The organism is Streptomyces sp. NPDC024698, from assembly GCF_055559015.1.
Genome location: NZ_JBVHLK010000002.1, coordinates 278994 through 290502 on the forward strand (window position 1 = coordinate 278994; position 11509 = coordinate 290502).

Here is an 11509-nt window from a genome sequence, read left to right on the forward strand (position 1 = left end):
TCCCGCCACCCGCGTGAAACCGGCACTCCCGCGGGGCCCGCCGGTCCGGTGTCCGAACTGAGCCTTACCTCACAACCCCGGCGTCGTCGCCAGGTTCTACGCTGGTGGACGCTGCCGATGACGGCCGGCCTCCGGCGAGTGAGCCGAACGGGCGCGCCCGAGGCGATGCCCTAAAGCTGTCTGCCGAGTGAGGAATGGGCGAGATGCCTGAGTTCGCGTACACCGATCTGCTCCCCCAGGGAGAGGACACCACCCCGTACCGGCTGGTGACCTCCGAGGGTGTCTGCACCTTCGAGGCCGACGGGCGGACGTTCCTCAAGGTGGAGCCGGAGGCGCTGCGCAAGCTCGCCACGGAGGCCATCCACGACATCCAGCACTACCTGCGCCCGGCGCACCTCGCCCAGCTCCGTCGCATCATCGACGACCCGGAGGCCTCGGCGAACGACAAGTTCGTCGCCCTGGACCTGCTGAAGAACGCGAACATCGCCGCCGCGGGTGTCCTGCCCATGTGCCAGGACACCGGCACCGCGATCGTCATGGGCAAGCGCGGCCAGAACGTGCTGACCGAGGGCGGCGACGAGGCCGCCCTCTCGCGCGGCATCTACGACGCGTACAAGAACCTGAACCTGCGCTATTCGCAGATGGCCCCGCTGACCATGTGGGACGAGAAGAACACGGGCTCGAACCTGCCCGCGCAGATCGAGCTGTACGCGACCGACGGCGGCGCCTACAAGTTCCTCTTCATGGCCAAGGGCGGCGGCTCCGCCAACAAGTCGTTCCTCTACCAGGAGACCAAGGCGGTCCTCAACGAGGGCTCCATGATGAAGTTCCTGGAGGAGAAGATCCGCTCGCTGGGGACGGCCGCCTGCCCGCCGTACCACCTGGCGATCGTCGTCGGCGGCACCAGCGCCGAGTACGCGCTGAAGACCGCGAAGTACGCCTCCGCGCACTACCTGGACGAGATCCCCTCCGAGGGCTCCGAGCTCGGCCACGGCTTCCGGGACAAGGAGCTGGAGGAGAAGGTCTTCGAGCTGACCCAGAAGATCGGCATCGGCGCGCAGTTCGGCGGCAAGTACTTCTGCCACGACGTCCGCGTGGTGCGCCTTCCCCGTCACGGCGCGTCCTGCCCGGTCGCGATCGCCGTGTCCTGCTCGGCCGACCGCCAGGCCGTCGCGAAGATCACCGCCGAGGGCGTGTTCCTGGAGCAGCTGGAGACCGACCCGGCGCGCTTCCTGCCGGAGACCACGGACGAGCACCTCGACGAGGCGGGCGACGTCGTCCGGATCGACCTGAACCAGCCGATGGACTCGATCCTCGCGGAGCTCTCCAAGTACCCGGTCAAGACCCGGCTCTCGCTCTCGGGACCGCTCGTCGTGGCGCGCGACATCGCGCACGCCAAGATCAAGGAGCGGCTGGACGCGGGCGAGGAGATGCCGCAGTACCTGAAGGACCACCCGGTGTACTACGCGGGCCCGGCCAAGACCCCCGAGGGCTACGCGTCCGGCTCCTTCGGCCCGACGACCGCCGGCCGCATGGACTCCTACGTCGAGCAGTTCCAGGCGGCGGGCGGCTCCAAGGTGATGCTCGCCAAGGGCAACCGCAGCAAGCAGGTCACGGACGCCTGCGGCACGCACGGCGGCTTCTACCTCGGCTCCATCGGCGGACCGGCCGCACGGCTCGCCCAGGACTGCATCAAGAAGGTCGAGGTCGTCGAGTACGAGGAGCTCGGCATGGAGGCCGTCTGGAAGATCGAGGTCGAGGACTTCCCGGCGTTCGTCGTCGTCGACGACAAGGGCAACGACTTCTTCCAGGACCCGGCGCCCGCCCCGACCTTCACCACCATCCCGGTGCGGGGCCCGGGACTGGCGTAGTGCGGGCCCGTACGGCGTACACCCATCCGGGTGCGGCCGTACGGATGAAACGCGCTTGACGCCGTACGAGCGAGGGAACGGCCGCCGGTGAGGCGGCCGTTCGTGTTTCCCGGCCGTGCGGGCGCCTCTCGGCGGCGTTCGCGCGGGCGGGGCGGGAACACCGGCGGGCTCCGGGACGCTGTCTCCCATGGAGGTGTCACCCATGACGGATGGCCAGGGCGAGGGCGCGTACCGGATCGAGCACGACTCCATGGGCGAGGTACGGGTGCCCGCGGACGCGAAGTGGCGGGCGCAGACCCAGCGCGCCGTGGAGAACTTCCCCGTGTCGGGGCAGCACCTGGAGCGCGCCCACATCGAGGCGCTCGCCCGGATCAAGGGGGCCGCCGCGAAGGTGAACGGCGAGCTGGGCGTGATCGGCAAGGATGTCGCGGAGGCGATCCAGGAGGCGGCCGCGGAGGTCGCCGGGGGCCGCTGGGACGCGCACTTCCCGGTCGACGTCTTCCAGACGGGCTCGGGCACCTCCTCCAACATGAACGCCAACGAGGTCATCGCGACCCTGGCCGGCGAGCGGCTGGGCCGGGACGTCCACCCGAACGACCACGTGAACGCCTCGCAGTCGAGCAACGACGTGTTCCCGTCCTCGATCCACGTCGCCGCGACCGCCGCCGTGACCCGCGACCTCGTGCCCGCCCTGGAGCATCTCGCCGCCTCACTGGAGCGCAAGTCGCGCGAGTTCGCCGATGTGGTGAAGTCGGGGCGCACCCACCTCATGGACGCGACCCCGGTGACGCTCGGCCAGGAGTTCGGCGGATACGCGGCCCAGGTGCGGTACGGGGTCGAGCGGCTCGCGGCCTCGCTGCCGCGGCTGGCCGAACTGCCGCTCGGCGGCACGGCCGTGGGGACGGGGATCAACACGCCGCCCGGGTTCTCCGCCGCGGTGATCGCGGAGGTGGCGCGGTCGACCGGGCTGCCGCTGACCGAGGCCCGCGACCACTTCGAGGCACAGGGCGCGCGCGACGGGATCGTGGAGACCAGCGGCCAGCTGCGCACCATCGCCGTGGGACTGACGAAGATCGCGAACGATCTGCGGTGGATGGCCTCAGGGCCGCGCACCGGACTGTCCGAGATCAGCCTCCCGGATCTCCAGCCCGGCTCCTCGATCATGCCGGGCAAGGTGAACCCGGTGATTCCCGAGGCCGTGCTGATGGTCGCCGCGCAGGTCACGGGCAACGACACGACCGTCGCCGTCGCCGGCGCGGCCGGGAACTTCGAGCTCAACGTGATGCTGCCGGTGATCGCCAAGAACGTCCTGGAGTCGGTGCGGCTGCTCGCGAACGTCTCGCGGCTGCTCGCCGACCGCACGGTCGACGGGGTCGTCGCGCACCGCGAACGGGCCCGTGAGTACGCGGAGTCCTCGCCGTCGGTGGTGACGCCGCTGAACCGGTACATCGGGTACGAGGAGGCTGCCAAGGTCGCGAAGAAGGCGCTGGCGGAGCGCCGGACGATCCGGGCGGTCGTGCTGGAGTCGGGGTACGTGGAGCGCGGGGACCTGACGGTCGAGCAGTTGGACGAGGCGCTCGATGTCCTGCGGATGACGCACCCGTAACAGCGCACGTCCTGGGAGAAACGCCTGATGACGGCTTCGTAACAGCCCGTCGCCGTTGGCGCGAACCATGGCGCGAACCGCAGCGTCGTATGCCCGGGGCACCTAATATCTGGTCATGGCAGAGGGTGGAGCGGTGAGACGAGCGGAAGCGGGCGGGCGGACGGCGTTCTGGGAGCCCGGAAGCCAGATCCTGTGGCGGTACCGGGAGAACGCGGGGGAGCAGGTCCACATCTGCCGTCCGGTGACGGTCGCCCGGGACGACGCCGACCTGCTGGCGGTGTGGATGGCGCCGGGCACGGAGTGCGTGAAGCCCGTGCTCGCCGACGGTTCGCCGGTGCACGCGGAACCGCTGGAGTCGCGTTACACCAAGCCCCGCGCGGTGCGGCGCGGCCGCTGGTCGGGGACCGGGGTGCTGAAGCTGGCCCGGCCGGGCGAGCCCTGGTCGGTGTGGCTGTTCTGGGAACAGGGCTGGCGTTTCAAGAACTGGTACGTGAACCTGGAGGCTCCACTGACCCGTTGGGCGGGCGGGGTGGACTCGGAGGACCATTTCCTCGACATCTCGGTCCACCCGGACCGCAGTTGGCGCTGGCTCGACGAGGACGAATTCGCCATGGCGCAGCGGGCCGGTCTGATGGATGCTCAACTGGCCGCGCGGGTGAGGGAAGCGGGGTGGTCGGCGGTGGAGGTGATCCGTGCCTGGGACGCGCCGTTCTCGGACGGATGGCAGCACTGGAGGCCGGATCCGGGCTGGCCGGTTCCCGTTCTGCCGGATGACTGGGACCGTACGCCCGCGCACGTGTCCTCATGAGACCCTTGATGCGCCCCCGTGGTACAACCGTAGGATCGTCTTCCGCAAGGGCGCACGGCAGAAACAACTCCCGCAGGATGAGCCGGGCTTGACCATATGTCACCGAGGGGCGGCAAGACGTGAGCGAGGGGTACGAGGCGTACGGCGGCGTGGCCGGCCAGGGGCCGGCCGCACCGCGCGGACTCGCCGCGCCGGCCGCGCCGGTCGGGTGTCTCCCGGCGGGCGGGACGTCGTGGACGCGCCCTGGGTTTTCGGCCGCCGCGCCGCTGACGGCACGGGCCGTTTTCGGCCGCGGACGAGCCGTACCGTGCCGGGCGGCGGCGGTGAACGCCGTCGGTCCCGGCCCTGACGACACGCAGAATCCGTTCCTGGGACACACATTCCGGGTATCGGGGCTGCGGGAAGAACTGTGCGCACGGCGCGCAGCCCCGGACGGACGGACTCGACACGCGTGACGGAGCACCCCACCTCGCACGAGCGCCGGCAGAGCGGCGCCGGCCCCGCGGACCCTCGCGGGGCGCTCCTGCGTACCTCGGAACCGCCGTCCCAGCTGCCGGGGACCGGCGCGTTACCGGTACAGGCCCGCACGGGCGACGCGCCGAGAGGTTCGGGCGCGTCGAAGCCGCGCGGCAAGCGCGGGAAGGCCGGCGGACAGGTGTCCGCCGACGCCGGCGCGTCCGCGTCCTCGGGCACGGACGTGCCGCCTCCCTCGCCGTCCCCTTCCGGACGCGGGTCGGAGCACTCGCAGCCCTCGGCGACCGAACCCGACACGCACCGCCCCCGGCCCGCGCCGGAAGGCATCCCGATCCAGCCGGACGCCGAGCAGGGGAGGTCCGCGCGGACCTCGGGCGGCAAGGAGCGCCGCAGCGGGCAGGGCGTGCCGCACGGCGGTCCGATGCCGATGCGGCGGGACGGGGACCGGCTGCGCTTCGTGGGCGCCGCGACCCGGCGGATCGCCCGCGGCATCGACCTCGACGAGATCGTGATGGGGCTGTGCCGGGCGACCGTGCCGACCTTCTCCGACGCGATCCTCGTGTATCTGCGTGACCCGCTGCCGGTCGGTGACGAACGGCCGACGGGTCCTCTCGTGCTGCGGCTGCGGCGCACGGACCGCATTCCCGAGGAGCGGGACACCGAGAGCGGTTTCCTGCCCGCGCTGCGGCCCGAGCCCAGTGAACTGTCGGCGCTGACGGCCGAGCTGTGCGAGGTGCGCCCGGGCGGCGCCCTCGCCGAGGTGCTGCGCGGGGTGCGGCCGGTGTTCGCGGACGCGCCCGCCGCGCGGGCCGCGCTGCCCGAGCTGCTCGGGGACGATCTCACGGTGCCCGGCGGGCAGCGCGCGATCCTCGCCCCGCTGCGTGGCCGGCGCCGGGTGATCGGGGCGGCGCTGTTCCTGCGCCGGCCGGAGCGGCTCGCCTTCGAGGCGGACGATCTGCTGGTCGCGGCGCAGCTCGCGACGCACAGCGCGCTCGGCATCGACAAGGCGGTGCTGTACGGCCGTGAGGCGTACATCGCCGACGAGCTCCAGCGCACGATGCTGCCCGAGACCCTGCCGCGGCCCACGGGGGTGCGGCTCGCGTCGCGCTATCTGCCGGCCGCGGAGACGGCCCGGGTGGGCGGTGACTGGTACGACGCGATCCCGCTGCCTGGCAGCCGGGTGGCGCTGGTCGTCGGTGACGTGATGGGCCACTCCATGACGTCGGCGGCGATCATGGGCCAGCTGCGGACGACGGCGCAGACTCTCGCGGGGCTCGACCTGCCGCCGCAGGAGGTGCTGCACCATCTCGACGAGCAGGCACAGCGGCTCGGCACCGACCGCATGGCGACCTGCCTGTACGCCGTCTACGACCCGGTGTCGCACCGGATCACGATCGCCAACGCGGGCCATCCACCGCCGGTGCTGCTGCATCTGGGCGGGCGAGCCGAGGTGCTGCGGGTGCCGCCGGGTGCCCCGATCGGTGTGGGCGGGGTCGATTTCGAGGCGGTGGAGCTGGACGCGCCGGCCGGGGCGACGCTGCTGCTCTACACGGACGGTCTGGTCGAGTCGCGGCTGCGTGACGTCTGGACCGGGATAGAGCAGCTGCGGGAGAAGCTCGCCGCGGTCGCGGCCCTGACCGGACCGGATCATCCGCCGCCGCTGGAAGCGCTGTGCGACGAGGTGCTCGACATGCTCGGCCCGGGAGACCGGGACGACGACATCGCGCTGCTCGCAGCGCGCTTCGACGGGATCGCGCCGAGCGATGTCGCGTACTGGTTCCTGGAGCCGGAGGACGCGGCGCCCGGCCGGGCCCGGCGCCTGGCCCGGCGGGCACTGGCCCGCTGGGGCATGGAGGACATGACCGACTCGGTGGAGCTGCTGGTCAGCGAGGTCGTGACGAACGCGGTGCGGTACGCCTCGCGGCCGGTGACGCTGCGGCTGCTGCGCACCGACGTGCTGCGCTGCGAGGTCGGTGACGACGTGCCCCAGCTGCCGCGGCTGCGGCAGGCGCGGGCCACGGACGAGGGCGGCCGCGGGCTGTTCCTGGTGAACCGGCTGGCGCGGCGGTGGGGGGCGACCCGGCTGAGTACGGGAAAGGTCGTCTGGTTCGAGTTGAACCGGAACTGACCCGGGTACTCGTCCGGCCTCGCCCCGGCGGACCGGTGCGTCGCCGTGCCCGTGCCGGAGTGCCGGTGCGTCCCGGCGGCCGTACCTGTGTGCCGGTGCCCCGCGGCGGCCGTGCCGGTGCTACGGCATCGGCGTCCCGGTGCCACGACATCGGCGTGCCGGTGTACGGGACCGGCGTTCCGGTGTCTGCCGGACCGGTCCCTCGGCGGGCCGTGGTCCGTGTTTGTGTTGCCGACATGGTGTCGGCAGCGTTGACTGCTGGGGTGAGCGAAGCGACCTGACGACCTCATCTCCGACAGGAGGACGCTCGTGACGCAGGAATCCCGGAAGGCTCCGTACACCACGAACAACGTCGGGATCCCGGTGGAGAGCGACGAACACTCGCTCACCGTGGGACCCGACGGCCCGATCCTGCTCCAGGACCACTACCTCATCGAGAAGATGGCCCAGTTCAATCGGGAGCGGGTGCCCGAGCGGGTGGTGCACGCCAAGGGCAGTGGCGCGTACGGATTCTTCGAAGTGACCAACGACGTCAGCCAGTTCACCCGGGCCGACCTCTTCCAGCCGGGCAGGCGCACCGAGATGCTGGCGCGCTTCTCGACCGTGGCCGGCGAACAGGGCTCGCCCGACACCTGGCGCGACCCCCGCGGCTTCGCGCTGAAGTTCTACACCGAGCACGGCAATTACGACATGGTCGGCAACAACACCCCGGTGTTCTTCGTCCGTGACACGATCAAGTTCCAGGACTTCATCCGCTCGCAGAAGCGTCACCCGGCGACGGGGCTGCGCGACAACGACATGCAGTGGGACTTCTGGACCCTCTCGCCCGAGTCGGCGCACCAGGTGACCTGGCTGATGGGCGACCGGGGCATCCCGAAGACGTACCGCCACATGAACGGCTACAGCTCCCACACCTATATGTGGATCAACGGCGGCGGCGAACGGTTCTGGGTGAAGTACCACTTCAAGACGGACCAGGGCATCGACTTCCTGACCCAGGCGGAGGCCGACGAGCTCGCGGGCACGGACGGGGACAAGCACCGCCGTGACCTGTACGAGTCGATCGAGTCCGGTCACGCGCCGAGCTGGACGCTGAAGGTCCAGATCATGCCGTTCGAGGACGCGGCGGACTACCGGTTCAACCCGTTCGACCTGACGAAGGTCTGGCCGCACGGGGACTATCCGCTGATCGACGTGGGCCGCATGGTCCTGGACCGCAATCCCGAGGACTACTTCGTCCACATCGAGCAGGCCGCCTTCGAGCCCTCGAACCTGGTGCCCGGCATCGGGCCCTCGCCGGACAAGATGCTGCTGGGCCGGCTGTTCTCGTACCCGGACACCCACCGTCACCGGATCGGCCCCAACTACAGCCAGCTGCCGCCCAACCGGCCGCACGCCCCGGTGAACTCGTACGCCAAGGACGGCCCGATGCGCTACGAGCCGTCGAAGGCGGCCCGCCCCTACGCGCCGAACTCCTACGGCGGGCCCGCGGCCGACTACGACGGCCGCTTCGGTGACCCGGCGAGCTGGCAGACCGCGGGTGAGCTGGTGCGCGAGGCGTACAAGCTCCACCGGGAGGACGACGACTGGGGCCAGGCGGGCACGATGGTCCGCCAGGTGCTGGACGACGCGGCCCGGGACCGGCTGGTGGACAACGTGAGCGGCCATCTCAAGGCCGGGGTCACGCGCCCGGTGCTGGAGCGCGCCTTCCAGTACTGGCGCAATGTGGACAAGGAGACCGGCGACCGGATCGCGCGGGGCGTCGACGGAGGCTGAGGTACCGGAAGGCCGGCCGGTTCGGCTCCCGGCCGGCCGGGAGACGGCCGAAACACGCCACCCGCGCGCACCTGGGGCACCGGTGCCACGGCAGCGAAAAGGAGGCACCCGGGTGTCCGGGTGCCTCCTTCTGGGTCACGGGCTCACACGCGCTACTGGGTCTGGCCGAACGGATCGTCCAGGACGCCGCCGGTGGGCGAACTCGTCGGTGAGGACGGGCTCGTCGTCGTCGGCGGGGTCGTCGTCGGCTCGTCCGTGGGGGTCGGCGGGCTGCTCGTGGTGGGCGGCTGCGTCGTCGGTTCCTCGGTCGTCGGGGTCGACGACGGGGTGCTGGACGGCGTCTGGGTGGCGGTGGGAAGGTCGGTCGGTACCACCGCGGCGCCCGAGGTGGTGTTCAGGTCGAACTTGCTGACGTTCCCGTCCATCGCCGCGAAGGTGTAGGCCGCCCAGATCTTCGCCGGGTAGCCGCCACCGTTGACGCGGCCGCCCTCCAGGTAGAGGCCCGTGGCGCCCTTCATGGACACCTGGGCGTGGGTCTTCGCGTCCTCGCCGAACAGCAGCACCGAGGTGACCAGGTTCGGCGTGTAGCCGGTGAACCAGGCCGACTTGTTGTTGTCGGACGTACCGGTCTTGCCGGCGACCACCTGGCCGTCGCGGGACGGGTTGTCCCGCACCGACACCCGGGCCGTACCGTCGTCGACCACACCGGTCAGCACCGAGGTGACCGTGTCGGCGGCCTCCTCGCTGATGACCCGATCGCCGATCGGGTTCGGCATCGTGACCGTGCTGTCCTTGTGCTCGGCCGAGGCCACGATCGAGGGGGTGACCTTCTTGCCGTGGTTGTCGAGCGTGGCGTACGCGCCCGCCATCTCCAGCGGGCTCGCGCCCATCGAGCCGAGGGTCTGGGCGGGCACCGCCTGAAGGCTCTTGGTGTTCATGCCGAGCTTGCCGGCGACCTTGAGCACCTCGTCCATGCCGACGTCGACGCCCATCTGCGCGAAGACGGAGTTGATGGACTTGTTCATCGCGGTCTGCACGGTGACGGGGCCGTAGCTGTGCTCGTCCTCGTTCGGCGGCGCGAAGCCGATGTCGCTGCCGACCACGGGACGGCGGTTGGTGCCGTCGTAGATCGTGTTCGCGGTGATCGGCTGCCCGGAACGCGTCTTCGCCGCCTCCTCCAGGGCCGCCGCGAAGATCATCGGCTTGAACGTCGACGCGGCCTGGTAGTCGTGGCGCGTCGCGTTGTTGATGTAGTGCTTGAAGTAGTCCTTGCCGCCGTACATCGCGACGATCTTGCCGGTCTTCGGGTCGACCGAGACGGCACCGGCCTGCATGTTGGCGTCGACCTTGCGCTTCTTCGGGTCCAGCTTGCTGGTCAGCTGCTGCTTGACCGTCGCCTCCAGCAGCGCCTGCTTCTTGCGGTCGACGTTCAGCGTGATGGTCCAGCCACCCGCGTCGATCTTGGCGTTGGCGTCGCTGAGGTTGTCGGCCGAGCCCTGGGAGACGAGCTGCTGCGCCAGTTCGCTCTTGGCCTCGGTCATCAGATAGCCGGTCTGGCCCTCCATGCCGGGGGCGCCCTTGGGCTCCTTGGGGACCGGGAACTTCATGCCCGCGCGCTCGCCCGCGTCGAGCCAGTGCATCTGGACCATGTTGTCCAGGGTGTAGTTCCAGCGGGCCTCGACCAGCCGCTTGCCGGTCTTCGAGGCGACCGCCCAGTCGTACTGGCTCGGGGCCTGGAGCAGCGAGGCGAGGTAGGCACCCTGCGCGACCGAGAGCTTCTGGGCGTCGACGCGGTAGTAGGCCTGCGCCGCCGCCTGGATGCCGTACGCGTTGCGGCCGTAGTAGCTGGTGTTGATGTAGCCGGCCAGGATGTCGTCCTTGGACTTCTGGCGGTCCACCTTCAGCGAGATGACCATTTCCTTCAGCTTGCGCGTGACGGTCTGGTCCTGGCTGAGGTAGTAGTTCTTCACGTACTGCTGGGTGATCGTCGAACCACCCTGCTTGCCCTTGCCTGAGAGGGTGTTGATCAGACCTCGGGCGGTGCCCTTCAGGTCGATGCCCGAGTCGCCGTAGAAGGTCTTGTTCTCGGCGGCGACGAACGTCTTCTGGACGTTCTTGGGCACCTTGGACAGGTCGACTATCTCTCGGTTGACCTTGCCGCTGCGCCCGAGCAGCGAGCCGTCGCTGTACTTGTAGATGTTGCTCTGGCGCCTGGCGGCCGCGTTGCCCTCGGGCACCGAGACGACCATGTAGAGCACGATGAAGCCGCCCATGCCCAGCAGGCAGAAGCCGAGGAACGATCCGAGGATCGTCTTCCAGTTCACGAACCGGCGTATGCCGGTGCGGCGGGGCTTGCCGCCCGCCTTCCCGCCGGGACCGGAGCCCGCCGACTCGTTCCCGGACGAGCGCTGGGGCGCCGCGCGGCGGCCCTGTGCCTGCCGCGCTCGTCTCTCTTCAGCTCGTCCCATGGGTCGATCCGCTCCGCTTCATTCTCGTGTGGCACACAAGTTCGCCGGTCAGGTCAGCTCAGCAAGCTAACACCGCGCGCTATGACAAAGGGGCGCCGATCCGGTCTTTTCCGGACGTGACAATCAGCACGCCATCGGCACTGCCTCAATGAATCCGACGAGCAGGAGGGCCGGAAGGTTGCCGCGGCGGGAAAAAGTGAGCTGAGGAACTACGGGCGACCGGCGCGCGGACCGAGCCCCCGCCGGGCCCCGCGCTCCCGGGTCCGGGAGGGCGCGCTCCCCGGGGCCGGAAGGCGCGCGGGGAGGGACGGGGACGGCGGGCGGCCCGGGTGCGGGAGGGGCGGGCCGACGGTTCCAGAATCGTGACAATCGGCTGCG

Annotated in this window: 6 protein-coding genes; 5 read left to right on the plus strand and 1 reads right to left on the minus strand. The window is 70.5% G+C overall.

All coding sequences use genetic code 11. The features are described from left to right. The first annotated feature begins 203 nt into the window (after positions 1-203). The 5 genes from ACZ4AA_RS05705 to ACZ4AA_RS05725 all read left to right on the plus strand — a co-directional run bounded on the left by ACZ4AA_RS05705 (position 204) and on the right by ACZ4AA_RS05725 (position 8663). Positions 204-1871 (plus strand): fumarate hydratase, encoded by a 1668-nt coding sequence (locus ACZ4AA_RS05705; protein ID WP_467595904.1) that lies wholly within the window; start codon positions 204-206, stop codon positions 1869-1871. 202 nt (positions 1872-2073) lie between these two features. Next, the gene (locus ACZ4AA_RS05710) at positions 2074-3477 is read left to right on the plus strand and encodes a class II fumarate hydratase (RefSeq protein WP_467595905.1); all 1404 of its coding nucleotides are present in this window, start codon (positions 2074-2076) and stop codon (positions 3475-3477) included. Between the two features lie 115 nt (positions 3478-3592). Next, positions 3593-4285, plus strand: coding sequence for a cytidylyl-2-hydroxypropylphosphonate hydrolase (gene fomD / locus ACZ4AA_RS05715; RefSeq protein ID WP_467595908.1), 693 nt, complete (start codon positions 3593-3595; stop codon positions 4283-4285). Positions 4286-4736: 451 nt separating this feature from the next. Continuing rightward, entirely contained in the window at positions 4737-6887 is a 2151-nt protein-coding gene (locus tag ACZ4AA_RS05720; RefSeq protein WP_467595910.1) for a SpoIIE family protein phosphatase, read from the plus strand. Between the two features lie 309 nt (positions 6888-7196). After that, positions 7197-8663, plus strand: a complete 1467-nt coding sequence (locus tag ACZ4AA_RS05725; RefSeq protein WP_467595912.1) for a catalase — start codon at positions 7197-7199, stop codon at positions 8661-8663. Positions 8664-8815: 152 nt separating this feature from the next. Here the strand turns inward: ACZ4AA_RS05725 and ACZ4AA_RS05730 are convergent, their stop codons facing one another. Further along, positions 8816-11131: a transglycosylase domain-containing protein gene (locus tag ACZ4AA_RS05730; RefSeq protein ID WP_467595915.1), complete on the minus strand. Its 2316-nt coding sequence runs from the start codon at positions 11129-11131 to the stop codon at positions 8816-8818. Positions 11132-11509: the final 378 nt, after the last annotated feature.

Bases quoted from the DNA above. Each gene is read 5' to 3' on its own strand.
- ACZ4AA_RS05705 (WP_467595904.1), top strand. From the start codon at position 204: ATGCCTGAGTTCGCGTACACCGATCTGCTCCCCCAGGGAGAGGACACC.
- ACZ4AA_RS05710 (WP_467595905.1), top strand. From the start codon at position 2,074: ATGACGGATGGCCAGGGCGAGGGCGCGTACCGGATCGAGCACGACTCC.
- fomD (WP_467595908.1), top strand. From the start codon at position 3,593: ATGGCAGAGGGTGGAGCGGTGAGACGAGCGGAAGCGGGCGGGCGGACG.
- ACZ4AA_RS05730 (WP_467595915.1), bottom strand. From the start codon at position 11,131: ATGGGACGAGCTGAAGAGAGACGAGCGCGGCAGGCACAGGGCCGCCGC.